The organism is Sphingobium sp. FG58, from assembly GCF_057809055.1.
Genome location: NZ_JBMDJF010000006.1, coordinates 69,783 through 95,525, shown reverse-complemented (window position 1 = coordinate 95,525; position 25,743 = coordinate 69,783). Strand labels below are relative to the sequence as shown.

General features: G+C 64.3%; 20 protein-coding genes. 13 read left to right on the top strand and 7 right to left on the bottom strand.

The genetic code is table 11. The features are described 5' to 3' along the window. Positions 1 to 10: 10 nt before the first annotated feature. Positions 11 to 2,173: an AsmA family protein gene (locus ACODR8_RS09595; protein WP_489007147.1), complete on the bottom strand. Its 2,163-nt coding sequence runs from the start codon at positions 2,171 to 2,173 to the stop codon at positions 11 to 13. Between the two features lie 176 nt (positions 2,174 to 2,349). On the opposite strand from ACODR8_RS09595, the gene rpmI reads away from it, so the two are divergent. From rpmI to pheT, 5 genes are all read left to right on the top strand, one after another. After that, entirely contained in the window at positions 2,350 to 2,553 is a 204-nt protein-coding gene (gene rpmI / locus ACODR8_RS09590) for a 50S ribosomal protein L35 (RefSeq protein ID WP_004208916.1), read from the top strand. A 13-nt stretch (positions 2,554 to 2,566) separates the two neighbouring features. Continuing rightward, positions 2,567 to 2,929: a 50S ribosomal protein L20 gene (gene rplT, locus ACODR8_RS09585; protein ID WP_006952270.1), complete on the top strand. Its 363-nt coding sequence runs from the start codon at positions 2,567 to 2,569 to the stop codon at positions 2,927 to 2,929. 196 nt (positions 2,930 to 3,125) lie between these two features. Then, positions 3,126 to 3,740, top strand: coding sequence for a LysE family translocator (locus ACODR8_RS09580; RefSeq protein WP_489007031.1), 615 nt, complete (start codon positions 3,126 to 3,128; stop codon positions 3,738 to 3,740). A 67-nt stretch (positions 3,741 to 3,807) separates the two neighbouring features. Further along, positions 3,808 to 4,899 (top strand): phenylalanine--tRNA ligase subunit alpha, encoded by a 1,092-nt coding sequence (gene pheS, locus ACODR8_RS09575; protein ID WP_489007030.1) that lies wholly within the window; start codon positions 3,808 to 3,810, stop codon positions 4,897 to 4,899. Then, complete coding sequence (pheT, locus tag ACODR8_RS09570; RefSeq protein WP_489007029.1) at positions 4,896 to 7,313, top strand: phenylalanine--tRNA ligase subunit beta; 2,418 nt, start codon at positions 4,896 to 4,898, stop codon at positions 7,311 to 7,313. The genes pheS and pheT overlap by 4 nt, the downstream gene beginning before the upstream one ends. A gap of 33 nt (positions 7,314 to 7,346) precedes the next feature. Here the strand turns inward: pheT and ACODR8_RS09565 are convergent, their stop codons facing one another. Continuing rightward, a complete protein-coding gene (locus tag ACODR8_RS09565; RefSeq protein WP_489007028.1) occupies positions 7,347 to 8,246 on the bottom strand; it encodes a DMT family transporter in 900 nt (299 codons plus the stop codon). Next, complete coding sequence (locus tag ACODR8_RS09560) at positions 8,239 to 9,258, bottom strand: threonine aldolase family protein (RefSeq protein WP_489007027.1); 1,020 nt, start codon at positions 9,256 to 9,258, stop codon at positions 8,239 to 8,241. The genes ACODR8_RS09565 and ACODR8_RS09560 overlap by 8 nt, the downstream gene beginning before the upstream one ends. Positions 9,259 to 9,396: 138 nt before the next feature. Here ACODR8_RS09560 and ACODR8_RS09555 point away from each other — a divergent pair, with 138 nt between their 5' ends. Both ACODR8_RS09555 and ACODR8_RS09550 read left to right on the top strand, forming a co-directional pair. Further along, the gene (locus tag ACODR8_RS09555) at positions 9,397 to 10,488 is read left to right on the top strand and encodes a branched-chain amino acid aminotransferase (protein WP_489007026.1); all 1,092 of its coding nucleotides are present in this window, start codon (positions 9,397 to 9,399) and stop codon (positions 10,486 to 10,488) included. A gap of 190 nt (positions 10,489 to 10,678) precedes the next feature. Further along, on the top strand, positions 10,679 to 11,887 hold the full coding sequence (locus ACODR8_RS09550; RefSeq protein WP_489007025.1) for an FAD-dependent monooxygenase: 1,209 nt from the start codon (positions 10,679 to 10,681) through the stop codon (positions 11,885 to 11,887). A gap of 76 nt (positions 11,888 to 11,963) precedes the next feature. Here the strand turns inward: ACODR8_RS09550 and ACODR8_RS09545 are convergent, their stop codons facing one another. Continuing rightward, complete coding sequence (locus ACODR8_RS09545) at positions 11,964 to 12,476, bottom strand: cytochrome b (protein WP_489007024.1); 513 nt, start codon at positions 12,474 to 12,476, stop codon at positions 11,964 to 11,966. 22 nt (positions 12,477 to 12,498) lie between these two features. Further along, on the bottom strand, positions 12,499 to 14,442 hold the full coding sequence (acs, locus tag ACODR8_RS09540; RefSeq protein WP_489007023.1) for an acetate--CoA ligase: 1,944 nt from the start codon (positions 14,440 to 14,442) through the stop codon (positions 12,499 to 12,501). 185 nt (positions 14,443 to 14,627) lie between these two features. Here acs and ACODR8_RS09535 point away from each other — a divergent pair, with 185 nt between their 5' ends. Beyond that, positions 14,628 to 15,299, top strand: a complete 672-nt coding sequence (locus tag ACODR8_RS09535) for a glutathione S-transferase family protein (RefSeq protein WP_489007022.1) — start codon at positions 14,628 to 14,630, stop codon at positions 15,297 to 15,299. A 24-nt stretch (positions 15,300 to 15,323) separates the two neighbouring features. Here ACODR8_RS09535 and ACODR8_RS09530 read toward each other — a convergent pair whose 3' ends face one another. Together ACODR8_RS09530 and ACODR8_RS09525 are read right to left on the bottom strand one after the other, a co-directional pair. Next, positions 15,324 to 16,481 (bottom strand): GGDEF domain-containing protein, encoded by a 1,158-nt coding sequence (locus tag ACODR8_RS09530; RefSeq protein WP_489007021.1) that lies wholly within the window; start codon positions 16,479 to 16,481, stop codon positions 15,324 to 15,326. A 94-nt stretch (positions 16,482 to 16,575) separates the two neighbouring features. Then, a complete protein-coding gene (locus tag ACODR8_RS09525) occupies positions 16,576 to 17,454 on the bottom strand; it encodes a LysR substrate-binding domain-containing protein (protein ID WP_489007020.1) in 879 nt (292 codons plus the stop codon). Between the two features lie 335 nt (positions 17,455 to 17,789). Between ACODR8_RS09525 and ACODR8_RS09520 the strand changes: the two genes are divergently transcribed. The 5 genes from ACODR8_RS09520 (at position 17,790) to ACODR8_RS09500 (ending at position 25,726) form a co-directional block, all read left to right on the top strand. After that, positions 17,790 to 20,087, top strand: a complete 2,298-nt coding sequence (locus ACODR8_RS09520) for a CDC48 family AAA ATPase (RefSeq protein WP_489007019.1) — start codon at positions 17,790 to 17,792, stop codon at positions 20,085 to 20,087. Between the two features lie 126 nt (positions 20,088 to 20,213). After that, positions 20,214 to 20,858 carry a class I SAM-dependent methyltransferase gene (locus ACODR8_RS09515; RefSeq protein WP_489007018.1) on the top strand — a complete coding sequence of 215 codons (645 nt, stop codon included), beginning with the start codon at positions 20,214 to 20,216 and terminating at the stop codon, positions 20,856 to 20,858. Between the two features lie 116 nt (positions 20,859 to 20,974). After that, positions 20,975 to 22,075 carry a helix-turn-helix transcriptional regulator gene (locus tag ACODR8_RS09510; protein WP_489007017.1) on the top strand — a complete coding sequence of 367 codons (1,101 nt, stop codon included), beginning with the start codon at positions 20,975 to 20,977 and terminating at the stop codon, positions 22,073 to 22,075. 131 nt (positions 22,076 to 22,206) lie between these two features. Continuing rightward, positions 22,207 to 23,592 (top strand): porin, encoded by a 1,386-nt coding sequence (locus tag ACODR8_RS09505; RefSeq protein WP_489007016.1) that lies wholly within the window; start codon positions 22,207 to 22,209, stop codon positions 23,590 to 23,592. 121 nt (positions 23,593 to 23,713) lie between these two features. Further along, a complete protein-coding gene (locus tag ACODR8_RS09500) occupies positions 23,714 to 25,726 on the top strand; it encodes a TonB-dependent receptor (protein ID WP_489007015.1) in 2,013 nt (670 codons plus the stop codon). Positions 25,727 to 25,743 lie beyond the last annotated feature (17 nt).

Genomic DNA, 25,743 nt, shown 5'->3' with positions numbered 1-25,743 from the left:
CATAAGGGGGTCAGAAAATCCCCAGAAACTTCTTGTCCTGGCGTTTCTGCTCGCTTTTGCTGCCCTTGCCCTTCTCATCCTTTGCCGTCGTGCCCTGGCCGACATCGTCGCGCGGATTGCCGCGCTTGGTGCGCTGGGCGATCGCATTGGCACCGGACAGGATCGGGCCGCACGCCGCACCCTTTGCGTCGCCGACATCGGCGAAGGCGATGACGGCCGCCAGCGGCGTCCCCACGACTGCCAGTCCTGCGGCCACACCGCTGCGCGCCAGCAGTTCGGGACTGATGACCGACATGCCGGGCCGGGCGAAATAGCCGTTGATGCCGATCGGCGACTGACCGGAGAAGAGGCTGATCTTCTTGCTGTCGGCGCGGAAAGCGATGTCGATGCTTTCGTTGCGGAAGGAAAAGCCGCCCCGGCCGATCATCACATTCTTCTTCGTGTCGATCAGGATCGGGTCGGCGGCTGCCACGCCATTGCGCACGGTGAAGGCGATCAGGCCGCAATTGATCTGCACCGGATCCTTGAGCTTGCCTGCAAACATCTTGGTCGCAAAGGTGCCGATGTCGAGTTCCGACAGTTGGACGTTGCGCGCCCACATCGTGCCAGCGGGCAGGATCACGGCGATGCGGCCATTGGCGGTCGCGAGCGAATCATGCAGCGTGTCGCCCATCCCCGTCATCTGCACCCGGCCCTTGATCGTGCCGGTCGTGCCGGACTGTTCGACACCCCAGCGTGCCAGCAACGTACCCATGGGCGTGGGGGCAAGGCGAATATCGTAGCTGGTCCTGACCGGCGTGCCGCGCGCGTTGATCTCTATGTCCGACGCGACATGGCCGCCCGACATGTCGAAGGTCAGCGGTGAGAGGGTGAGCAGGCTGCGGTCTAGTTTCAGGGTCAGGGCGATGTCGGAAATGGGGACGCGCTCGGCCCGGACGCGCTTGACGCTGTAGGTTACGTCGGCGTCGAAATTGCGGATCGCCTCGACCCGGAGCGGCGTGTCGGGCAGCAGGCGCGGCGTGCCCTGTACCGTCTCGATCGCGCCAGCCGCGCCCTGCTGTTCGATCTTTTCAGGATCATAGCCAAAGAAAGGCGCGGCATCGATGATGTCGAGCGTTTGGGTCGCCAGGTCGGCTTTGAGCAACAGGCGGCCATCGGGAAGCGACGCGGTGAAGCGGCCTGCTAGATCGCTGGCGCCAAAGCGTCCCTGCAGTTTCGTGAAGCGCCATTCGTCGCCGACCTTGGTCAGGGCCGATGTAAAGCGATAGACGCGGGTGTCGGGAATGGCTGCGCCCAGAAAATCGAACAATAGGCTAAGGTTGGGACCGCGGGTGACGAGGCGCAGGTCGCTGCCTTCCAGCTGCGTCGCGCCGGGCAGTGTGCCGGTGACGTCCACGACCGTCGCACCAGCCTGCGCGCGCAGTTGCAGGCTGTTCTTGCCGCGCGAGACCGTGGCATTGGGAGAAAGCAAACTGCCTTCGAGCGTGAACGGCTTGCTTCGCATAGTGCCGGTGCCGGACAGGCGTATATCGCTGATAAAGCGCGTATCCTTCGCCCGGACCGTCTCGAACCCGATGTCGGCATTCAGTTGCAGGCGCGGATCGCGGTAGCGCAACGTGGTGCCTGCCAGTCTGGTTTGGGTTATCAGGGGGAAAACCATCGGCTTGCCGTCCGCCTTGGGATCACCCAGCGTCCATGTATTATGCTTGTGATCGCGCGACCATTCCAGATCGACCGCGCCATTGCGCAACTCCAGCCAGGGCAGGCGGACCTTGTCGCCGAAAATCAGGCTGAGCGGCGCGATCCGCGCGTCGATCAGGTCGGCGCGGAACAGGTCGGGCTGGCTCGCCCAGGGCAGATTGGTGATGCGCGCCTTCTCAGCCCGGAACTTGATGCTGATCGGCGCGAAATAGAGCTGGAAATCGCCGCCGACGCGGACTTCGCGCTGGAGCCGATTGCCCAATATCTGTTCGAACGGGCTTTTAAGGAAGCGCCCCTTGGTAATGAACAGGATCAGCCAGATTGCGAAGAGAAAGCCGACAATGCCCAGAAGGAGGCGCACGGGCCATGGCAATCTGCGCCACCGTTCGCGCAGCGCGGTCGCATGGGCGCGATAGCCTGCGCGGGGCGCGGGGGCCGGGCTTTCCGAAATCTGCGCATCACCATCGACCATGGCGGCCTCAACGCCCCGGCGGGCGAAATGGCTCCGGTCGCGCGCCATGTGCGAATCGCTTGCCTTTATGCGCATGTCCGCCTATGCGCGCCCTTCGCGATATTCAGTGGGACCGCCCGGCTAACTAGGGCTGCCGGGGCTGTCTGTAATCGTCGCGCTACGCAAAGGAGACGAAAATGCCCAAGCTCAAGACCAAGAGCGGTGTGAAGAAGCGCTTCAAGTTCACCGCTTCCGGCAAGGTCAAGCACGGCGTCGCTGGCAAGCGTCACCGTCTGATCAGCCACAACGCCAAATATATTCGCCAGAACCGTGGTACTTCCGTGCTGTCCGATGCCGACGTGGCTCACGTCCGCCTCTGGGCGCCCTACGGCCTCAAGTAAGGAGTAAGGGACAATGGCACGCGTCAAACGGGGTGTAACCACCCGCGCCAAGCATAAGCGGCTTCTCGTACAGGCGAAGGGCTATTATGGCCGTCGCAAGAATACGATCCGCGTCGCCCGTCAGGCGGTCGAAAAGGCCGGCCAGTACGCTTATCGCGATCGCAAGGTCAAGAAGCGCAGCTTCCGTGGCCTGTGGATCCAGCGCATCAACGCGGGTGTCCGCGCTGAAGGCCTGACCTATTCGCAATTCATGCATGGCCTCAAGCTCGCCGGTGTGCAGCTGGACCGCAAGGTTCTGGCCGATATTGCGATGCACGAAGGCGAGGCGTTTAGCGCCATCATCGCCCAGGCCAAGGCTGCGCTGCCCGCAGCATAAGGCCGGTCGATCGCAAGATCGTCAAAAGGGCGCCGGGGCAGAAGCTTCCGGCGCCCTTTTTGTTTGTTGCCACTACTCCGTTCATCCTGAGCGAAGTCGAAGGGTTCTGCCGAGCCTGGCGAGGCGCTTCACTGCGTTCAGCGGAGGGCCTCGACTTCTCTCAGCCCGAACGGGATATTACATAAGGACCAACCCCATGTCGCTGCATCTCTGGTGGCTTTATGTGACCGCCGTGTTCCTGATCTCCGCCACGCCGGGGCCGAACATGCTGCATGTGATGACGCAGAGCATCGCCCATGGTCCGCGCCGCGCGCTGGCGACGATGGCTGGGCTGATGAGCGCGGTGCTGCTGTGCCTGATCGCGTCGGCGCTGGGGCTGGGGGCGTTGCTCAAGGCCTCGCCGCGCCTGTTCGACGTGCTGCGTTACGCGGGCGTTGCCTATCTGGTCTGGCTGGGGATCAAGGCTTGGCGCGCGCCGGTTGGCGGGGTTGATGGCGCGGTGTCCAAGCGTTCGGACCGCGCGCTCTACCTGACCGGGCTGCTGACCGGCCTGTCCAACCCCAAGCTGATCATCTTCGCCGCCGCGTTGTTTCCCCAGTTCATCGACCCCAGCCGTCCGTTCGGGACGCAGCTGGCGATCCTGGTGATCAGTTTCGTGGTGATCGAGCTCGGCTGGCAGGCCGCTTATGCGCTGGGCGGGATCAAACTGGCCCGTTGGCTGGCACCGGTGAACCGCCAGCGCCTGTTCAACCGGGCGACCGGCGTGATGTTCATCGGCTTTGGCGGCGCTTTGCTGGGCGCGCGGGCGTAAGCCTTCCCTTGCACGGCGCGCCTCGCTAAGGCGCGCCTATGTTTCCGCTCCTCAGGAATGACAGTAGATGACAGACATTAGCGCATTGAAAGCCGGGCTGGTTGCCGACATTGCCGCCGCCGACACGCTGGACGCGGTCGAGGCGTTGCGCGTTGGCGCTTTGGGCAAGAGCGGAGTCATTACCGGCCTGCTCAAGACGCTGGGTGGTATGTCGCCGGACGAGCGACTGGAAAAAGGCCCGCCGATCCAGGATCTGCGCGAATCCGTGACCGCCGCGATCGCCGCGAAGAAGGCGGCGCTGGAGCAGGCGACGCTCGACGCGCGACTGGCATCTGAGAAGATCGACATGACCCTGCCCGCCGATCTTGGTCCGCCGGGGAGCGTGCATCCTGTCAGCCAGGTGATGGACGAACTGGCGGAAATCTTCGCTGATCTGGGCTTCTCGGTCGCGACCGGACCGGAGATCGAGGACGACTGGCATAATTTCACCGCGCTCAATATTCCTGAGACGCACCCGGCGCGCGCGATGCACGATACTTTCTACTTCCCCGACGAGGAGGGGCAGAAGCGGATGCTGCTGCGCACCCACACCTCGCCGGTGCAGATTCGCACGATGATGACGACGCCGCCGCCGATCCGCATCATTGCGCCGGGCCGCGTCTATCGCAGCGACTCAGATGCGACCCACACGCCGATGTTCCACCAGATCGAGGGGCTGGTGATCGACAAGGGGATCACGCTGGGTCATCTCAAATGGACGCTGGAGACCTTCCTCAAGGCGTTTTTCGAGCGCGAGGATATCGTCCTGCGCCTGCGCCCCAGCTACTTCCCCTTCACCGAACCCTCTGTCGAGGTCGATGTCGGCTATGCGCTAGTGAATGGCCAGCGGGTGATCGGCGGGGACGGCGATGCAGCCGATGGCGGCTGGCTCGAAGTGCTGGGCAGCGGCATGGTCAACCGGCGGGTGATCGAGGCGTGCGGACTGGACCCAGACGAGTGGCAAGGCTTTGCCTTTGGCACCGGGGTCGACCGGCTCGCCATGCTCAAATATGGGATGAACGACTTGCGGGCCTTCTTCGACGGCGATCTGCGCTGGCTCAAACATTATGGCTTTTCGGCGCTGGACGTGCCGACGCTGAGCGGGGGAGTGGGCGCATGAAGTTCACCCTGAGCTGGCTCAAGACGCATCTCAAGACCGATGCGGACTTGCCCACGATCCTCAAGACGCTGAACGCCATCGGGCTGGAGGTCGAGGGGGTCGAGAATCCGGCGGAAAAGCTGGGTGGTTTCAAGATCGCGAAGGTTTTGACCGCCGAGCGTCATCCGCAGGCCGACAAGTTACAAGTGCTGACCGTCGATCATGGCGACGGCGCGCCGCTCCAGGTCGTGTGCGGCGCGTCTAATGCGCGTGCGGGTTTGGTCGGTGTGTTCGGGACCGAGGGCGCGGTGGTGCCTGCCAACGGCATGGTGCTGAAAAAGACCGCCATTCGCGGCGTCGAATCCAACGGGATGATGTGTTCGACGCGCGAGCTGGAGCTGGGCGATGATCATGACGGCATCATCGAACTGGATGCAGCCGCGCCGGTGGGGCAGGTCTATGCTGACTGGGCGGGGCTGAACGATCCGGTCATAGACGTGTCGATCACCCCCAACCGGCAGGACTGCATGGGCGTGCGCGGCATTGCGCGGGATCTGGCGGCAGCGGGGTTGGGGACGCTCAACGCCATCATCGTGCCAGAGATTGCAGGCGTGGGTCCGGGGCCGGACGTGCGGACCGAGGATGCGGAAGGCTGCCCGGCCTTCTTCGCGCGGACCGTGCGCGGCGTGACCAATGGCCAGTCGCCCGAATGGATGGCCAAGCGTTTGAAGGCGATCGGGCAGAAGCCGATCAGCACTTTGGTCGACATCACCAACTATATCATGATCGACCTGGGCCGTCCGCTGCACGTCTATGACATGGCGAGCCTGAAGGGCGGGCTGGTGGCGCGCAAGGGCAAGCCGGGCGAGCAGGTGCTGGCGCTCAACGGCAAGACCTATACGGTTGACGAGACGATGACCGTCATCGCCGACGATGAAGCGGTCCACGACATTGGCGGCATCATGGGCGGCGAACATTCGGGCGCGCAGGACGGCACCACCGACGTGCTGATCGAATGCGCTTACTTTACGCCCGAACGGATCGCGATGACGGGGCAGAAGCTGACCCTGACCTCAGACGCGCGCGGGCGGTTCGAGCGTGGGGTCGATCCGGCCTTTCTGGACGATGGCCTGTCGATCGCGACCAGTCTGGTGACGCATCTGTGCGGCGGCACGCCGAGTGAGGCAACCCGTGCGGGCGCGCCGCCGGTGACGCCCAAGGTCGTGGCCTATACCCCCGATCAGTGTCTGACGCTGGCGGGCGTCTATGTGGCGGCGGACGAGCAGAAGCGCATCCTGGAAAGTCTGGGCTTTGTCCTGGGCGGGCAGGAAAACCGCACCGATTATGAGGATGGCGTGCCGGTCATCGTGCCGGGCGCCTGGTCGATCACCGTGCCAAGCTGGCGGCGCGACGTCGATGGCTGGCCCGACATTGTCGAGGAGGTCGTGCGCATCGTCGGGCTGGAGCATGTACCCTCCACCCCGCTTCCGCGTATGCCCGGCGTTGCCCGCCCGACCGCCACGGCGGAACAGCTGGTCGAGCGCCGGGTGCGCCGGACGGCGGCGGCGCGCGGTTTGGCAGAGGCGATCAACTGGTCCTTCTTGTCGGAAAAGGAGGCTGCTTCCGTGGGCGGGGGACAGTGGGTGCTGGCCAATCCGATTTCGGAGGATCTGAAGGTCATGCGGCCTTCGCTGCTGCCCGGCCTGCTGTCGGCCAGCCGCCGCAACATGGATCGCGGCGCTGCGTCGGTGCGACTGTTCGAGCTGGGGCGGCGCTATTTCAAGCAGGGCGAGCGGGCGACCGTCGGCTTCGTACTGGCGGGCGAAAAGCAGTCGCGCAGCTGGCAGGATGGCAAGGCCCAGCCCTTCACCGCCTATGATGCCAAGGCTGATATCATGGCGCTGCTGGCGGCGGCAGGCGCGCCGGTCGCCAATCTCCAGAGTTTCGGGGAAGCATCGGCGGCCTATCATCCCGGCCAGTCGGGGACGTTGCGGCTGGGGCCGAAGGTGGTGCTGGCTGAATATGGCGTGCTGCATCCGGGCCTCGCCAAGCAGTTCGGGTTGAGCGGCACGGTGGTGGCGGGCGAGATTTTCCTCGACGCGATACCGGGCAAGCGCAAGACCGGCTTCATGCGCGCGCCCTATGCGCCACCCGCCTTGCAGGCGGTGAAGCGCGATTTCGCCTTTGTCGTGGCTGACGCCGTTGAGGCTGATGCGCTGGTCCGGGCCGTGAAGGGCGCGGACAAGAAGGCGATCGTGGACGCGCGCCTGTTCGATGTCTTTACCGGGCCGGGCGTGGACGAAGGCAGCAAATCGCTGGCGATCGAAGTCACGCTCCAGCCGGGCGAGAAGAGCTTTACCCAGGAAGAGCTGGACGCGATCAGCGCGGCGATCGTCAAGGCGGCGCAGAAGCTGGGCGGCGTGTTGCGCGGATAAGAGGCGGATAAGAGAAAGCGCGGGCGGGGGAATTTACCCCGCCTTCGCCCGCAGCGCGATGGCCATGCCCGCGATCGCCAGCAAGGCGCCACCAGCCGCTAGCCCGGTCCAGCGATAGCCTTCCACCAGCGTGGAAATGAGCATCGCGATGATCGGGATCAGGACGCTGGTGTAAGCCGCGCGGCCAGCGCCCATGCGCTGGATCAGGCGGAAATAGAGCGGGAAGGTGACGACCGATCCGGCCAGCCCCAGCCAGGCGACGCCCAGCCAATAACCCGCGCGCCATTCGGCCACAGGCGGCCCGACCGTGGCGAGTGCATAGGCGGCGTCGATGCCTGCGCCGATCAGCATCGCCCATGCCAGCACCGCGATCATCGGCAGGCGGCGGGCAATCTCCATTCCCTGCATGACATTGGCGGCAGACGCGCTCAATAATCCGGCGACAGCGAAGCCGACACCCACCAGCACGTCGCCCGGCGCGATGCCGGCGGCGCGATATTCATGGGTCAGCATCAGCGCGATACCGGCCGTTGCCACCGCCGACCCGGCGATGAAGGCGCGGCCGACCGGCTGGCGGAAAATGATGAAGGACAGGATGGAGTTAGGGATGAGCAGCATGGCGTAGATCACCGCGACGACACCCGATGTCAGGGTCAGTTCCGCGCGATAGACGAAATTGAAGTTGAGGACGAATTGCGCCGTCCCCAGCAAAGCGGCAAAGATCAGCCCCGCGCCGCCGATCCGCAACGACACACCGCGCATCCGGCAAAAGACGGCCATGGCGACCCCGGCCAGCGCGAAGCGATAGCAGACCGACCAGCTGGCCGGGACGCTGCCAATCTGGTCGCGGATGACGATCCAGGTCGAACTCCAGATCAGCGTGACGAGGATGAAGGGGAAGAGGATGCCACCCTTGTCGGCGGGTTCAGCCATCGTCGAGCGCCCGTAGCGCGGCGGCGAGCGGCTCGACGCTCGCGGCGTCCTGCGACCAGTTGGTGACCAGCCGCGCGGCCCCTTCGCCCCAGTCGTAGAAATCGAAGCCTTGCGCGCGCAGCGTTGCGGCCTCTGGTGCGGTCAGGCGGATAAACAGCTCATTCGCCGCCACGCGGTGGAGCAGGCGATCCGGCACAGCCTGCGCCAGCGCCTGCGCGGCGGCATTGGCGGCGCGGGCGTTGGCCAGCCACAGATCATCCTCGACCATCGCCAATATCTGCGCGGCGAGATAGCGGCCCTTGGAGAAAAGATGCCCCGACCGTTTGCGCCAGCGCGCGGCCTCCGCGGCGCGGGTATCGGCCTGCGGGCCGAAGAAGAGCAGCGCTTCGCCGATCATCCCGCCATTTTTGACGCAGCCAAAGCTGAGCGCATCGACTCCGGCGCGCCATGTCAGGTCGGCGGGTGTGCAGCCCAGATGCGCCACCGCATTGGCGAAACGCGCGCCATCCATGTGGAAGCCGAGGTCATGGCTGCGGGCGATGGCACCGAGGGCCGTAACCTCATCAGGGGCATAGAGGCGGCCATATTCGGTGGCGTTGGTGATGCTAATCGCGCGGGCGGGCATTTGATGCACGTCGGGACGGATGGCCGCCAGTCGTGCGTTGACCGCTTCGGGGGTCAGCTTCGCGCCATCCCCCGGCAGCGTCATCAGGCTGGCGCCATGGGTGAAGAAGCCGGGCGCGCCGCATTCGTCGACGACGATATGCGCTTCCTCATGGCAGATCACCCCGCCATAGGGCGGGCAGAGCGTCGCCAGCGCGATGCTGTTGGCCGCCGTGCCGGTCGCGATCCACAGCGCCCGGACTTGCGTGTCGAACAGGGCGGAGAAAGCCCCGTCCAGCCTGGCGCTCCACCGGTCGCCATCATAGCCATGGTCGGCGCTGTCGGCGGCTGCCATCGCCGCCATCACCTGCGGGCAAACCGGGGTCGCATTGTCGGAAAAAAAGTGCATGGCCGAGCGATAGCGGGGTGGCGAGAAAGCGCCAAGAGGCCAGCATGGGCGCAATGGCCTGATGGGTCAGTATAGTTGACGTTGTTTCATGCGCTCATTTGTGACATAGGCACGCCGTCCAACCCAAGGAGACAGACTATGGACGTCGAGCAGACATCGCGCTTTACCGTCACCCCAAGCCCCAGGGCTGTGTCGGCGGACGAGCGTGCCGTATTGCTGGCGGACCCCGGTTTCGGGCGGATTTTTACCGATCATATGGTGACGATCCGCTACACCGAAGGGCAGGGCTGGCACAGCCATGCGGTCGGTCCGCGCGAGCCGTTCCAGATCGACCCGGCCTGCGCGGTGCTGCATTATGCGCAGGAAATCTTTGAAGGGATGAAGGCCTATCGGCTGGAAGATGGCAGCATCGCCATGTTCCGCCCGGAGGAAAATGCCCGTCGTTTTGCCGAATCGGCCGAGCGCATGGCGATGCCCGCACTGCCGCAGGACATATTTTTGGAGGCGGTCGAGGCGCTGGTGCAGATCGACGCCGAATGGATTCCGGGCGGGGAAGGCAGCCTCTATCTGCGCCCCTTCCTGTTCGCGAGCGAGAATTTCCTGGGTGTGCGCCCTTCCAACGAATATATTTTCTGCGTCATCGCCTCGCCTGCCGGTGCCTATTTCAAGGGCGGCAAGAAGGCCGTGACCCTGTGGGTGTCGGAACATTTCACCCGCGCGGCGCGGGGCGGCACCGGCGCTGCCAAATGCGGCGGCAATTATGCCGCGTCGCTGGTCGCGCAGAAGGAAGCGATCGGCCATGGCTGCGACCAGGTCGTGTTTCTGGACGCGGCGGAAAATAAGTGGGTTGAGGAACTGGGCGGCATGAACGTCTTTTTCGTCATGGACGACGGGTCGATCGTCACCCCACCGCTGGGCGGCACCATCCTGCCCGGCATTACCCGTGATTCGATCATCACCCTGGCCCGCGCCAAGGGGCATGATGTGCGCGAAGAGCCGTACAGCTTTGCCCAGTGGCGCGCCGATGCGGCCAGCGGCAAGCTGCGCGAGGCGTTCGCCTGCGGCACCGCGGCGGTCGTCACCGCGATCGGCACGGTCAAGAGCGTGGATGGCGACTTCACCATCGGCAATGGCGATGGCGGCATCGTCACCGAAACGCTGCGGGCGGAACTGACCGGCATCCAGCGCGGGACGGTAGCGGATCCGGCGGGCTGGGTGCGGATGCTGTAACCGGCGGATGATTCCAAACCCCGTTTGGGCTGAGCTTGTCGAAGCCCTGTCGTTCTTTCTTGAAAGGAAGGACGGCCCTTCGACAGGCTCAGGACGAACGGGTTTTTTTATGGTGCTGCACCCTGTCCTTTCGGGCGTAGGGCGCGCACAGCCGCTTCCCAATCGCACCCCTAGCGCCTAGATAAGGCGCATGGAACGCTTCGACGTCGTGATATTGGGTGGCGGCCTTGTCGGCCTGACCCTTGGCATCGCCCTTTCCGGCCATGGCGTGCGCTGTGCCGTGATCGACCCCGCCGATCCGGTGGATACCACTGCCACCGGCTTTGACGGTCGTGTGTCGGCGATCAGCTCGACCAGTTTTGCGATGCTCTCGGCGATCGGGGTCGCGCCCTTTCTGGAAGGCAAGGGCTGCCCGATCGATCGCATCTGGGTCAGCGACGGGCTGGAGCCGGGGGCGCTCGATTTCGTGCCGGACGCCGATGATGGCGTGATGGGGACGATGATCCCCAATCGCGACCTGCGCATCGCGCTGGCGCAGGCAGCAGAGGGGGCGACCCGTCTCACCCGCTTCCAGCCTGACCGCGCGATCCATGTCGATCGCAATGCCGATGGCGTGACGCTGACGCTGGCGAGTGGCGCGATGATTCAGGGGGCGCTGCTGGTCGCGGCGGAGGGGCGCAACAGCCCCACGCGCGAGGCGGCAGGTATCCGCACCACGCGCTGGCAATATAAGCATACCGCCATGGTCAGTGCGATCGACCATGAGGTGCCGCACGCCAACACGGCCTATGAGATTTTCTATGTCGGCGGCCCTTTCGCGCTGCTGCCGATGCTGCCCGGTACGCGATCGGCGATCGTGTGGACGGTGCCGACGGAACAGGCGCCCGCGATGCTCAAATTGTCCGAGCGCGCCTGGCTGGCCGAAGCGCAGAAGCGGATCGGCGGGTTCCTGGGCGAAATAAGCCTGGCCGGACCGCGTTCCTCCTACCCCTTGGGCTTTCACCATGCCGCGCGGATCACCGACACGCGGTTGGCGCTGGTCGGCGACAGCGCCCATGCGATCCACCCGATTGCAGGGCAGGGCTTGAACCTGGGCTTCCGCGATGTCGCCGCGCTGGTCGAGGTGCTGGTGGAGGGCAAGAGGCTGGGCCTTGATCCGGGCGACGCGCAATTGCTGGCACGCTACCAGCGCTGGCGGAGCCTGGATTCGCTCTCGGTCAGCGTGGCGATGGACGGGCTGGTGCGGCTGTTTGATATTCCGGGGCGCTTGCCTGCCTTGGCGCGCCGCGCGGGGCTGGCGGCGGTGCAGCGCACGTCGCTGCTGAAAGGGCGCTTCATGGCAGAGGCGCGCGGGCAGTCAGGCGCGCTGCCACGGTTGCTGACGGGCGAGATGGTTTAGTTACGGTTAGGATATAGCCCCGCCCGCAACCGGTAGGGGCACCAAAGCCGAACTGTCAGCTTCCGATCAAAAGCCGCTACAACATCCGCCGCAGCACATTGTCCTTCAGCACGATATGATGGCGTAGCGCAGCAGCGATGTGGAGGATGATCAGCGCGGCCCAGGCGAAGCCCATAAGTTCATGCCCCTCGCCGGAGACATCGACGAGGATATCGCCCTTGGCGACCGCGAATTTTGGCACGTCGAACAGGAAGAACCAGTTGAGCGGGCGTGTGCCGGCCGATGTCATGATCCAGCCGGTCAGCGGCACCAGGATCATGAAGGCGTAAAAGACGACATGGGTGGCGTGCGCAGCCGCTTTCTCCCAACCGGGCATGGCGGCCGGAAGCGGCGGCGGGCGGTGGCCCAGCCGCCAGGCCAGTCGCACCAGCGTGAGCGCCAGCACCGTCAGGCCGATCGACTTGTGGACCGGCATCACCGCCCAGTCCTTGGGCAGGGCGTCATGGCCGATGCCAAGGACCAGATTGACGATGATCAGGACCGCCATGATCCAGTGCAGGGCGCGCGCGACGGATGTATAGCGGTCCATGGCAACTCCTTGAGCTTATGCGTCAACCCTGCCGGTTCGCGACCAGATTGTCGACTACGGACGGATCGGCCAGCGTACTGGTATCCCCTAGCGCCTGCGCCGACACTTCGCCCTCCGCAATTTTACGGAGGATACGGCGCATGATCTTGCCCGACCGGGTCTTGGGCAGGCCCGGTGCGAACTGGATGGCGTCCGGGGTGGCGATCGGCCCGATTTCGGTGCGGACCCATTTGACCAGCGTCTTGCGCAACTCGTCGCTTGGTTCTTCATGGGCATTGAGCGTCACATAGGCGTAGATGCCCTGGCCCTTGATGTCGTGGGGGAAGCCGACGACGGCGGCTTCGGCGACGCTTTCATGCAACACCAGCGCGCTTTCGACCTCCGCCGTACCCATGCGGTGGCCCGACACGTTGATGACGTCGTCGACGCGCCCGGTGATCCAGTAATAGCCGTCCGCATCGCGGCGTGCGCCGTCGCCGGTAGTGTATTTGCCGGGGAAGGTAGTGAAATAGGTCTGGAAGAAGCGATCATGATCGCCCCAGACGGTGCGCATCTGGCCGGGCCAGCTTTGGGCGATGACCAGGTTGCCCTCGGTCGCGCCCTCCAGCACCTGGCCCTCCGCATCGACGATCTGCGGCACCACGCCGGGCATCGGCAGGGTGGCGGAGCCGGGCTTGAGATCGGTTGCTCCCGGTGTCGGCGCGATCATCGCCGCGCCGGTTTCGGTCTGCCACCAGGTGTCGATGATCGGGCAGCGCCCTTCGCCCACGACGCTGTGATACCAGCGCCAGGCTTCCGGGTTGATCGGCTCACCGACGGTGCCGAGCAGGCGGAGCGATTTGCGGCTGGTCGAATGGACGAATTCGTCGCCCTCCTTCATCAGCGCGCGCAGCGCCGTGGGGGCGGTGAAGATTGTCTGGACCTGATGCCGGTCGACCACTTCCCAGATGCGGGCGGGCGTCGGGTAATTGGGGACGCCTTCATACATCAACGTCGTCGCGCCGTTCGCCAGCGGGCCATAGACGATATAGCTGTGCCCGGTGACCCAGCCAATGTCGGCGGCGCACCAGTAAATGTCGCCGGGCCGATAGTCGAAGCAGAGTTCATGCGTCAGGCTGGCCCAGAGCAGATAGCCGCCAGTCGTGTGCAGCACGCCCTTGGGCTTGCCGGTCGATCCCGACGTGTAGAGAATGAACAGCGGGTCCTCCGCATTCATCGGTTCGGGCGGGCAGTCGGGAGACGCTTTGGCCGCTTCCTCGTGCAGCCACAAATCGCGACCCGGTGCCATGGTCACCGCGCCGCCGGTCGCCTGCACGACGATCACCGTCCTGACGCTGGGGCAATCCTTCAACGCAGCATCGACATTGGCCTTGAGCGGCACCGCCTTCCCCGCGCGACGGCCCTCGTCCGCGGTCACCACCAGCGTGGAATCGCAATCGATGATGCGGCCGGCCAGCGCTTCGGGGGAAAAGCCCCCGAACACGACGCTGTGGACCGCACCGATCCGGGCGCAGGCGAGCAGGGCGAAGGCGGCTTCGGGGATCATCGGCAGGTATAGAGTGATGCGGTCGCCCTTGCGCGCGCCAGCAGCTTTCAGAACATTGGCGAAGCGGCACACTTGTTCATGCACCTGCGCGTAGCTGTAGTGGCGCGGCTCGGCATCGGGCGAATCGGGTTCCCAGATGATCGCGGTCTGACCGCTACGCTCTGCCAGATGGCGGTCGATACAGTTGGCGCTGACGTTCAGCACGCCGTCGGCAAACCATTTGACGCCAAAATCCGCTTCGGCAAAGCTGCTTTCATTCGCGCGGGTGGGTGGCGTGATCCAGTCGAGCCGCTGCGCCCGTTCCAGCCAATAGGCGTCGGCATCGTCGATCGAGCGGGCATAGTCGGCGGCGCGCGCGGCGCGGTCCATCAGCGCATTTTTGGCCCAATCCTCCGGCACCGGGAAGAAATCGTCAGACATCGGGCATCCTTTCCGTAACGAAACCGTTGTTTGGCTGGCCTTCTACCGCCCAGAGGCGGTGACCGGAAGCGCCGTTCATGCCGTTTATCATCATCCTTTTGGTCGATATGACCGAAGCGCTCGATCGACCGTTCCGCATTTTGCCGCTTTCCCCCGCGCGCAGGCACGCCTAACAGGAATCGCCTATGTGGCTTCTCTATCAATTTCCGCTCTGCCCTTTCTCCCGCAAGGTCCGCCTGCTGCTGGGGGAGAAGGGCGTAGGCTATGATCTGGTGCGCGAATCGCCCTGGGCGATGCGCGACGAATTTCTCGATCTGAACCCGGCTGGCACGACGCCGGTGATGGTGGAGGAGGAGAAAGGCATCACCCTGATCGACAGCCAGGCGATCTGCGAATATTTCGAGGAGACGGTGGAGAAGTTTCCGCTCATCTCCGGCACGGCGGCTGGCCGGGCGGAAGTGCGGCGGCTGACCGCCTTTTTCGACCAGAATTTCTATGGCGACGTGGTCGGTCCGCTGCTGCACGAGCGGATGAAGAAAAGGCTGATCGAGCGCGCGCCGCCCGACGCCCGCATTCTGCGCGAGGCGATGAAGCGGGCGAACGTCCATATGGATTATATGGACTATCTGCTCGACCATCGAAGCTGGATGGCGGGCGGCACGTTGAGCCTTGCCGATATTGCCGCGGCGGCGCATCTGTCAGTGGCGGATTATCTGGGCGGCATCGACTGGCAGGGGCATGAGCCGGTGCGGCGCTGGTATGCGGGGTTCAAGTCGCGCCCGTCGTTCCGGCCGCTCCTGTCGGAACGGATGGAGGTGATCACCCCGCCGCCCCATTATGAGAAACCGGATTTTTAAGGGAGGCGAACGCGCCTCCCTTTCTCAATCCGTCTCCGCCGCCAGATAGACACGGTTGCGGCCATGTTCCTTGGCCAGGTAGAGGGCGCGGTCTGCGGCTTTGAGGGCGGTGCGTGGGTCGTCATAGGCCAGCACATTGGCGACGCCCGCGGAAAAGCTGACCCGTTCCATCCGCTCGCCGTTGGAGCGGTTCACCAGGCTGCGGGTAGCCAAATCCTCGCGCACCGAGTCGACGGCTTCGCACGCTTCGGCGGCGGTCTTGCCCCGGAACAGCATGACAAATTCCTCGCCGCCATGGCGGGCGACATGGCAATGGTCGTTCGATGCCTTGGCCAGCAGCCCGGCGACGAATTTCAGCACCCGGTCGCCCGTGTCATGGCCGTGGGTGTCGTTGACATGCTTGAAATGGTCGATGTCGCAAAAAGCGACTGACAGCGTCTCGCCATTTTCCTGTGCCAGCTTCACTTCTTCGCGCAATACGCCTTCAAAAGCGCGGCGGTTGGGCAGGCCGGTCAAATGGTCATGTTCGGCAGCGCGGCGGGCATTTTCCAGGCTGGATTTGAGCGCCTGCGTCTGCTTCTGATTGTCGCGCAACTGGGTTTCGACCAGCCGGGTCTTTTCGACCATCGACCGGGTCAGGCCCACCAGACGCGCCAGCACGGGTTCGGCGTCGCTGCCCTCGGCCAGCCCCTTGGCCTGTTCCTGCAACGCAGCGCCATAATCCTTCGCCGAATTGCGCGATTCGTGCATCAGGCCGGTAAACTGGGTCAGATTTTCCTCGACCTTGTCCAGCATCGTGGCGAGCGAATCGGGCGTGACCTCATCGGCGCGCTGTTCGGCGGATACGGATTCGATCCAGCCATTGGTGATCTTGCCGCGCTCCATCAGCACTGCCTTGATCGCCTTTTCCACGCCGATATTCGCGCCGGTCAGATAATCGAGCGCGACGCTGAAATTGATGGGCGTCAGGTCCAGATCATGAGCGAACAGAAAGTCGCCAATCTCGCCATAGAGTTGGCGGCGGCGGTTCACTTCGCGGCTGGATGCCGAACCGGAACGAGGGCGCTGTTCTTCCACGCTGACCTCCTCGTCAGGCTTGCCCGACAGGCCTTTCGCCCATCGTGCCAAACGGTCGGTCAGCCCATGTTGCGGGCTAGCGGAAGGTGAAATGGCCCCAGTCATGTTGGCTATAACGGCGGTCGCGAAACAAGGTTAAGAGCCAAGACAGAGAAAAATCTGTGAGGGCCGGTGCGGTACGAATGGGCGACGCCCAGTCTCAAATATCGGCAGCGACCAGCCAGTCGCGGAAGATGCGCACGGCGCGAGTCTGGAGCGCGCGGGGGCGGCAGACGAAGAAATAGCGATAGGGGCTTTCGACCCGGATCGGGAACAGGCGGACCAGTCGGCTGTCGGCCGCTTCCCTGAAATGGCTGGCGTGCATGAAGGCGACGCCCAGCCCCTGGGCAGCGGCTTCCAGCATCAACTGGCCCGAATCATAATTGTCGATGGCCAGCGGTTGCAGGTCGGGCAAGCCGACTACCTCTTTCCAGGCATCGAACGCCAGCGGCATGTCGCGGTGGAGCAGCACGGTATGCTGGGCCAGTTCCTCCGGCGAGGTCAGCGCATGGGGCTGTTCGAGCAGGGATCGCGCGCCGATGACATAGATTTCGTCATGGTCCAATTCATGCGCATAGAGCGCTGCATCAATATCCTTGGCCAGTACGATCGCCGCGTCCAGCCCTTCGCCCAGCCGCGCGACGGCATAGGGGGTGGTTTCGATGTCGATGTGCAATTGCGGATGCAGCGTCCGCAGCGCGCCCAGATGAGGGAAGAGCCGCTGGGTCGCGAACAGCGGCATGACCGCCAGTCGCAGGCGCAGTTGGTTGCCGCCGCTCTGGATATTTTCCAGCGCCTGGGCGAGGGAATCTAGGGCCGGGGCGATATCGTCAAGCAGCCTCTGCCCCTCGGCATTGATTTCCAGCGCCTGATGCTTCCGGTCGAACAGGGGGCGGCCGATGAAGCGTTCGAGCGCCTGAACGCGGCGGCTGAGCGCGGGAGTCGAGAGCGCGAGTTCCTCTGCTGCCGCCTTGACCGAGCCAAGGCGCGCAACCTGAACAAAGGCCTCCAGGGCCGTAAGTGGCGGCAATCTGCGCATCTATATTCACTAATCCGAAGCCGGTGCGCTGCGTCGCGTCATGTCTTTTTGTCGATCGCAGTGTCAGCCGGTCCCAAGCATCCTGACCGTACTGAGCAGGAAAATCTGCAAAATGGCAAGATGCATTTTCTGCAACTCCGCTTTTCTTTTCGCACTTGCAATAAAGTCTGCCGCGCTGCACATAGGAGGTGCCTTTCAGGCATCCTCTCCTAAAACTTTCCGGGCTGGCCTTTGGGTCGGCCCTTTTTTTGTGCCGATCGTTTCGGGCTTGCCCCCTTTTTCTCGCTCTGGCGTTTCCTATCTCGTTACGGAAGCGACAAGGACAGGACAGCAAAATGGCGCAAGAGGACAGCACGGGACGCCGGATTCAGGTCGCCAATGCACGACCGGAAGATGCCGGACGCGGGCTGGCGCGGCTGCCATTGGCGGTTATGGCGGAGTTGAGCTTGGCCGAAGGCGATGTGATCGAGATCGTCGGCAAGCGATCGACCGCCGCGCGGGTGGTGCGACCCTATAAGGAAGATGAAGGACTCGACGTGCTGCGCCTCGACGGGTTGCAGCGCGCCAATGCCGGGGTCGGCTCCGGCGACTTCGTGCATATCGACAAATTGGAATCGCGCGCCGCGCAGCGGGTCGTGTTCGCACCTGCACAAAATAATCTGCGACTTCAGGGCCATCCCGAAGCCTTGAAGCGGGTATTCTTTCAGCGGCCGCTGACGGCGGGCGATGTCGTCGCAACGGCGGGCCAGCAGCAAGTGCCGCCCGGCGACATGCCGCCCCAACTGCGCCAGATGCTGGCCGCGCCGGCTTATGCCTTGCAGGAAATCCGGCTGGTGGTCGTGTCGACCATACCCAAGGGCATCGTCCATATCGACGCCGAGACCGAGGTCGAGCTGCGCCCCGAATATGAGGAGCCGAAGGAGGCCCGTCGCGCGGACGTGACCTATGACGATGTCGGCGGGATGGCTGACACGATCGACCAGCTGCGCGAGATGGTCGAGCTGCCTCTGCGCTATCCCGAACTGTTCCAGCGGCTGGGCGTCGATCCGCCGCGCGGGGTGATGCTGCATGGTCCGCCGGGGACAGGCAAGACCCGGCTGGCGCGCGCCGTCGCCAATGAGTCGGAAGCTGAATTCTTCCTGATCAACGGCCCGGAAATTGTCGGGTCGGCCTATGGCGAATCCGAAAAGCAGCTACGCGAGATTTTCGAGGCGGCGGCCAAGGCTGCGCCGTCGATCCTGTTCATCGACGAGATCGATTCGATCGCACCCAAGCGGGGACAGGTGACCGGCGAGACCGAAAAGCGGCTCGTCGCGCAATTGCTCACCCTGATGGACGGGCTGGAGCCCCGCACCAATCTTGTGGTGATTGCGGCCACCAACCGGCCCGAAGCGATTGACGAGGCGTTGCGGCGTCCCGGCCGCTTCGACCGGGAGATCGTCGTCGGCGTCCCCGACGAGCGGGGGCGGCGCGAGATATTGGGCATCCATACGCGCGGAATGCCGCTGGGCGACACGGTCGACCTGTCGGAACTGGCGCGCATGACCTATGGTTTTGTCGGGGCAGATCTTGCCGCACTGACCCGCGAGGCCGCGATCGAGACGGTGCGGCGCTTCATGCCGCGCCTCAATCTGGAGGACGGCACGATTCCGCCCGACGTGCTGGAGGAATTGTCGGTCACACGCGACGATTTCATGGCCTCGATCAAGCGGGTCCAGCCCTCGGCGATGCGCGAAGTGATGGTGCAGGCGCCCAATATCGGCTGGTCCGATATCGGCGGGCTGGACGAGGCGCAGATGCGCCTGAAGGAGGGGGTCGAGCTGCCGCTGAAAGACCCTGACGCCTTCCGCCGCATCGGCATCCGCCCGGCCAAGGGCTTCCTGCTCTATGGTCCGCCCGGCACCGGCAAGACCTTGCTGGCCAAGGCCGTTGCGCGGGAGGCGCAGGCCAATTTCATCGCCACCAAATCTAGCGACCTGCTGTCCAAATGGTATGGTGAGAGCGAGCAGCAGATTGCTCGCCTGTTTGCCCGTGCGCGGCAGGTGGCGCCGACCGTCATCTTCATCGATGAACTGGACAGCCTGGTCCCCGCGCGCGGCAATGGCATGGGCGAACCGCAAGTGACCGAGCGAGTGGTTAACACGATCTTGGCCGAGATGGACGGGCTGGAAGAATTGCAATCGGTGGTCGTCATCGGCGCGACCAACCGGCCGACCTTGGTCGATCCGGCGCTGCTGCGGCCGGGGCGGTTCGATGAGTTGATCTATGTGCCGGTCCCCGATCAGGCGGGGCGTCAGCGCATCCTGTCGATCCACACGGGCAAGATGCCGCTGGCCGACAATGTCGATCTGGCATCGCTGGCGGAACGGACGGAGCGCTTTACCGGCGCGGATCTGGAGGATCTGGCACGGCGGGCGGGCCTGTTCGCGCTGCGCCAGTCGCTGTCGGTCGACAAGGTGACGATGGCGCATTTCGAGGCAGCGCTGGAAGAAACCCGCGCGTCAGTGACGCCGGAAATGGAGCATGAATATGAAAAGATCCAGGCGACGCTGAAGCAGAAGGCGATGCAGGTCGATCCGATCGGCTTCGTCGCGCCGGGCATGTTGCGCGGGCGGCAGCGGGATCAGGATTAGGGCGCTGGCAGGCGGCAGGGAAACCATCTGCCGCCTGCGCGTTCCTTGTCATGCACACGCAAAGCAGCTTGCCAGTCGCGCCGATATTTGCGACGCCCGACCACGACCATAGACAGACGGATAGTGATGGCCTCCATACCCTTGAAAAAGAAAAACATTCCGGGCAGCAAGGCAGGTGCAGGCCGGTTCTTCCAGCAATGGGGCATGTTTTTCCGCCAGTTCGTCAAGCATCCCGGCATGATCGGATCGGTCATCCCCTCGTCCGCCGCGCTGGTGAACCGCATGCTGGATCAGGTCGATTGGCACAATACGCGACTATTCGTCGAATATGGACCGGGGGTGGGCACTTTCACCCAGGCGATCCTCGACCGGCTGCATCCCGACGCCACCCTGCTGGCGATCGACCTGAACCTGGATTTCGTTGCCTATCTGGAGGCGCAGTTCGACGATCCCCGGCTTAAGGTCGTGCATGGATCGGCAGCTGATGTACGCCGTTTCATTCGGGAAGCAGGGCAGCCCCAAGCCGACTATATATTGTCCGGCATCCCCTTTTCGACGCTGCCAGATGGCGTGGGCGCGGCGATCTGCGCCGAAACACGCGCCGCGTTGCGGCCGGGCGGGGCGTTTCTGGTCTATCAATATTCGCGCTATGTCCGCCGCCTGCTCGACCCCGTGTTCGGGCGGGTCAGCGATGAACTGGAATGGCGTAATATTCCCCCCTGCCGGATGTTCTGCGCCGTGCGGGAAGAGGCGCTGGCGCAGGCGGCCTGATCTGGATTAATCCAGATCAACATCGCCAAGAATTATAAGACACTATTCTCGCCGTTTATTTGACTTCATCGGTATATTGCGTAACGGATGCCCACGGGACTGTGGGGGTTTTGGGGATGGCGTCATACGCCACGGATGGGGATAAATGGGCAGACTTGTTTCTGTCCGCCGCGCTTGATCCGCAAAATTGGGACGGGGCGATCAGGGCCATGGCCAATGCTACGGGCTCGCGTCATGGCCAGTTGATCGGCTTTGGTCCCGGTGCCAGCGGCTTCAACTGGATCAGCGACATTGATGACAGCATCATCGCCAAGACCGCCGCGATCGACCAGTCCCGGCCCGACCTGAATTTCCGTGTCGCCGCCGACGGGCTGGCGGATAATCCGCCGATCGTCCACGAAGTCCATTATGACGTCGCCCGCCAGTCGTTGCGATCGGACGACTATCTCGACCTGTGCGCCGATTTCGACATTTTTGACGGCTGCCAGACCCGCCTTCTGGCTGGACGGGAAGGGATGATCGGGCTGGCGCTGCTGCGCGACAGCAAGGACGGGCGCACGACGCAGGAGCAGCGTGACCTGTTCGGCGAGATTGCCGGCCATGCCCGCACTGCGGTGCGGCTCCAGCGCGCGATCGAGCAGCAGGGATTTTCCCTGCTGTCCGGTACGTTCGAGGCGATGGACCGCGCCTGCTGGCTGCTCGATGCGACGGGCCGGGTCGGGGGCATGACCCCGCGCGCCGAAGCGCTGCTGGCGACCAGCCGTATCAGGGTGAGCGACGGCTGGCTGGCAAGCGAACGGGCGGACGAAAGCCGCGCCATCACCCGCGCCGTCCGCACTGTGATCGACCCGCCCGGCCGCGCGGCTGATCCGGTCGCGCTGGGCGACGACGCCGGTGGCGTTGGGATCATGCTTGAAATTTATCCATTGCCCAGCCGCCCCTGGTCGCTGCCCTTCGCGCCGCGCGCCATCGTGATCGCACGGGTCGGTGCGCCAAGCGATCGTCATGTCCAGCTGCTGATGCGGACATTCAGCCTGACCCCGGCCGAAGCGGACATCGCCATCCGATTGGCGGCGGGCCAGTCCCGCGCCGACATCGCGGCGGCACGATCCGTGTCAGCGGAAACATTGAAGGTGCAGCTGCGCAGCATCTACGACAAGACCGGGTGTCGCCGGGAATCGCAACTGGTGCGCATCGTCGGCCTGATCAGCCACTGATTGCGCGCCCGTTCCGCGCGCTTGTCCTGTCCGAAGGAATGAGAACCTAAGTCCAATTTCCCCGTCCATCCGGGCGCGCCACCCTCCTGCTTCAGCCGGGGGGAAACCGGCGGCACGAACGGGAGGATGATATGAAAAGGACGTTGCGCCTGATGAGCGCGGCGGGCGCGCTGCTGCTCGCCGCCACCGCTGCACCGGCCATGGCCGGCACCACCGCCGATCTGCTCAAGCGCCTGCATGAAAAGGGCATCCTGACCGATGAGGAATATCAGGACCTGGTGAAGGGCCAGAGCGCCGAGGCCGCGCAGGCACCGCCGGTCACCCCCGATGCGTCGGGCGGCAAGCCGCTCGTCCGCATGGCCGACAGCGGCGTTGGGCTGCAAATGGGCGACGTCACGCTCAAATTCTCCGGTTCGGTCAATGGCTTCTACGTCCATGACAATGGCGAGGCACCCAGCGCCACCAACACCGTCGTGGGCGGTGTGGCGACGGTTGGCGGCAATAGTTCCGCGGTCCGCAACGGGCTGCTGCCTGGCTTCCTGAAAGTGGAGGCGATGACGACACAGGCAGGCTGGGATGTCGGCGCGCATTTCGGCATGTATCCGGGCATCAACTCGGTCAATTATGCAGCGGCGGGCGGTGCCAACGGCCCCGGCAATCCCCGTGCGCTCCAGACCGCCGGGATCGATTTTCGCCAGACTTATCTGACCTTTGGCCGGGCGGGTTTTGGCGAGGTAAAGATCGGTCGCGACATCGGCCTGTTCGGGTCAGAAGCGATCCTCAATGACATCACCCTGCTGTCATCGGGCACGCCGGCGGGCAATGTCGCGCCATCCAACACGACGCTGGGGCGCATCGGCACCGGCTATATCTATACCGATTTCCAGCCGCAGATCACTTATACGACGCCCAGTTTCAATGGCTTCACCGCCAGCATCGGCATTTTCGAGCCGCTTTCTTCCCTGACGGGGCCAGCTGAATCGAACAAGCAGCCCGGCTTCCAGGCCAAATTCGTCTATGATGGCAAGCTGGGCGATGTCGCGACGCGGCTGTGGCTGTCGGGGATCAGCCAGAAGCATAATGTGGTCGCCGGGCCGGACTATACCGGCTGGGGCTGGGACGCGGGTGCGAAGGTCACGTTCGGGCCGATCACCGTGGTTGGCACCTATTATGATGCGTCGGGCCTTGGCACCACCGCGCTCAACCTGTTCGACACCGATGGCCTTGGCAACCGGCGCGACAGCCATGGCTTCTATCTTCAGGGGCTGGCGACGTTCGGCAAAATCTCGGTCGGGGCCAGCTATGGCGAAAGCCATCTCGACTATGCCAATGCCGGCGATGCGCTCGCCAATCCGCTGCTGGTGGACAAGAATGGCAGCTGGGTCGGGCAACTGCGCTATGGCCTGAACAGCTGGGTCACGCTGTTGGGCGAATATGTCCACACGACGTCGAAAGCGCATAATGACAACAAGGCCAGTTCGGACGCGCTGGCGGCTGGGGCGATCCTGTTCTTCTGATCGGCTGATCGACCCAAGGAACAATGTCACGGGGCGGGGGCTGCATCCTAAACAGGGATGCGGCCCCTTTCCGTTTGCAAAGACGATGGAAAATAAAGAGAGGGGCGTCGAGGGGATCGCCATGAAAATTATCGTCCTGCCCGCCTTGCTCTTGTCCATGCCTACCGCCGCGCTGGCACAGGTGCCGGAGGATGCGGGTGACACGCCGTCCATCATCGTCACGGGTACGGGCCTGTCGCTGCCGCCCGGCACCCCGGCCTATGGATCGGTGCTGATCGATCGCGCCCGGTTGCAGGACAGCGCGTCGGGTCGGATCGAAAGCGTGCTGGGCGATGTTGCGGGTTTCCAGCAGTTCCGCCGCTCCGACAGTCGATCCGCCAACCCTTCAGCGCAAGGGGCGACCCTGCGCGCGCTGGGCGGCAATGCGTCGAGCCGGACGCTGGTGCTGCTCGACGGCGTGCCGATGGCCGATCCCTTCTTCGGCTATATCCCGTTCAGCGCGCTGGTGCCTGACCGGCTTTCGGTCGTCCGGGTGACGCGCGGCGGCGGCATTGGTGCGTTCGGCGCGGGGGCGGTAGCTGGCACCATAGAACTGGCCAGCGCCACGCGCGACCAGTTGCCGACCTTTGGTGCGAGCGCCTTTTACGGCAGCCGCAATTCGACCGAACTGTCCGCCAGCCTCACCCCGGACCTTGGCAGCGGCTATGTGTCACTGTCGGGCCGGTGGGACCGGGGCGATGGCTTCCAAACCACGCTCAAGAACCAGCGCGGCGCCGCGACCGTGCCAGCCGCCTATGACGGCTGGTCGACCAATATGCGCGCGGTTGCGCCCATTTCCACCACCGCCGAACTGCAATTTCGCGCGACCCTGTTTCAGGATAACCGCACGCTGCGTTTTGCGGGCGCGGACAGTATGAGCCAGGGACAGGACGCCAGCATCCGCTATATCAATCGCGGACGCTGGCAGGTCGATGCGCTGGCCTATATCCAGGCGCGCAACTTCTCCAACATCGTCATGTCCGCCTCGACCTTCCGCAAGTCGCTTGATCAGCGCAACACGCCCTCGACCGGGCTTGGCGGCAAGATCGAGTTGCGCCCGCCGGTTGGCGGCAACCATCTGCTGCGCGTCGGCGTCGATACCCGCTTTGCCACCGGCGATATGTTCGAGGATGCGTTTAACGCCAATATCGCCAGCAACCCGGCGACCTTCCGCCGTCATGCCGGGGGCGAAGAGCTGACCAGCGGCGTCTTCGTAGAGGATGACTGGACGATTGGTAATCTGGTCCTGACCGGCGGGGTGCGGGCTGATCGCTGGTCGATCTGCAACGGCTTTTACCGGCAGGTGAGCGCCACCACCGGGGCGGCGACCAATAGCGCCTTTGCCGATCGGTCGGACTGGGAAGTGTCGGGCCGGGTCGGCGCGCTCTACCGGGTGAGCGAGGCCATTGCCGTGCGCGGCGCTGCCTATAGCGGCTTCCGTCTGCCGACTCTGAATGAACTCTATCGGCCTTTCGTGGTCTTTCCGATCACGACCCAGGCCAATGATGCGCTGACCCCGGAAAAGCTCAAAGGCGCGGAGGGTGGCATCGACCTGACCCCCACGCCGGGCGTCACCCTGTCAGCCACGGCCTTCTACAACCGGCTGGATGACGCCATCGCCAATGTCACGATCAATGCCACCACCCGCCAGCGTCGCAATGTCGATCGCATCGTCGCCAAGGGGATAGAATTGACCGCAACGGCCGCGCTGGGCGACCTGCGCCTGTCGGCCTCCTACGCCTATAGTCACAGCCGCGTCCACGCCCCCGGCGCTGCTTTCAACGGCCTGACCCCGGCGCAAAGCCCGCGTCATGCCGCCAGCGCGACGATCGCCTACAGCCCGGCGCAGGGACCGACCCTGTCCACCACGCTGCGCTATGTCGCCAAACAATATGAGGATGACCTGCAAAGCGACGTTCTGCCCGACGCGCTGACGGTCGATGCGATCGCGCGGCTGCCGGTCGGCCATGGCGTGGCATTGGTGGCGCGCGGCGAAAATCTGTTCGACAAGGCGGTCGTCACCCGCAACGCGGGCGGGTCGATGGACCTGGGCACCCCGCGCACCCTATGGATCGGCATCAGCTTCGCGAACTGAGGGCGCGACGATATTGC

Excerpts from the sequence above, each read along its gene's own strand:
- ACODR8_RS09595 (WP_489007147.1), bottom strand. The coding sequence starts at position 2,173 with ATGGTCGATGGTGATGCGCAGATTTCGGAAAGCCCGGCCCCCGCGCCC.
- rpmI (WP_004208916.1), top strand. The coding sequence starts at position 2,350 with ATGCCCAAGCTCAAGACCAAGAGCGGTGTGAAGAAGCGCTTCAAGTTC.
- rplT (WP_006952270.1), top strand. The coding sequence starts at position 2,567 with ATGGCACGCGTCAAACGGGGTGTAACCACCCGCGCCAAGCATAAGCGG.
- ACODR8_RS09580 (WP_489007031.1), top strand. The coding sequence starts at position 3,126 with ATGTCGCTGCATCTCTGGTGGCTTTATGTGACCGCCGTGTTCCTGATC.
- pheS (WP_489007030.1), top strand. The coding sequence starts at position 3,808 with ATGACAGACATTAGCGCATTGAAAGCCGGGCTGGTTGCCGACATTGCC.
- pheT (WP_489007029.1), top strand. The coding sequence starts at position 4,896 with ATGAAGTTCACCCTGAGCTGGCTCAAGACGCATCTCAAGACCGATGCG.
- ACODR8_RS09565 (WP_489007028.1), bottom strand. The coding sequence starts at position 8,246 with ATGGCTGAACCCGCCGACAAGGGTGGCATCCTCTTCCCCTTCATCCTC.
- ACODR8_RS09560 (WP_489007027.1), bottom strand. The coding sequence starts at position 9,258 with ATGCACTTTTTTTCCGACAATGCGACCCCGGTTTGCCCGCAGGTGATG.
- ACODR8_RS09555 (WP_489007026.1), top strand. The coding sequence starts at position 9,397 with ATGGACGTCGAGCAGACATCGCGCTTTACCGTCACCCCAAGCCCCAGG.
- ACODR8_RS09550 (WP_489007025.1), top strand. The coding sequence starts at position 10,679 with ATGGAACGCTTCGACGTCGTGATATTGGGTGGCGGCCTTGTCGGCCTG.
- ACODR8_RS09545 (WP_489007024.1), bottom strand. The coding sequence starts at position 12,476 with ATGGACCGCTATACATCCGTCGCGCGCGCCCTGCACTGGATCATGGCG.
- acs (WP_489007023.1), bottom strand. The coding sequence starts at position 14,442 with ATGTCTGACGATTTCTTCCCGGTGCCGGAGGATTGGGCCAAAAATGCG.
- ACODR8_RS09535 (WP_489007022.1), top strand. The coding sequence starts at position 14,628 with ATGTGGCTTCTCTATCAATTTCCGCTCTGCCCTTTCTCCCGCAAGGTC.
- ACODR8_RS09530 (WP_489007021.1), bottom strand. The coding sequence starts at position 16,481 with ATGACTGGGGCCATTTCACCTTCCGCTAGCCCGCAACATGGGCTGACC.
- ACODR8_RS09525 (WP_489007020.1), bottom strand. The coding sequence starts at position 17,454 with ATGCGCAGATTGCCGCCACTTACGGCCCTGGAGGCCTTTGTTCAGGTT.
- ACODR8_RS09520 (WP_489007019.1), top strand. The coding sequence starts at position 17,790 with ATGGCGCAAGAGGACAGCACGGGACGCCGGATTCAGGTCGCCAATGCA.
- ACODR8_RS09515 (WP_489007018.1), top strand. The coding sequence starts at position 20,214 with ATGGCCTCCATACCCTTGAAAAAGAAAAACATTCCGGGCAGCAAGGCA.
- ACODR8_RS09510 (WP_489007017.1), top strand. The coding sequence starts at position 20,975 with ATGGCGTCATACGCCACGGATGGGGATAAATGGGCAGACTTGTTTCTG.
- ACODR8_RS09505 (WP_489007016.1), top strand. The coding sequence starts at position 22,207 with ATGAAAAGGACGTTGCGCCTGATGAGCGCGGCGGGCGCGCTGCTGCTC.
- ACODR8_RS09500 (WP_489007015.1), top strand. The coding sequence starts at position 23,714 with ATGAAAATTATCGTCCTGCCCGCCTTGCTCTTGTCCATGCCTACCGCC.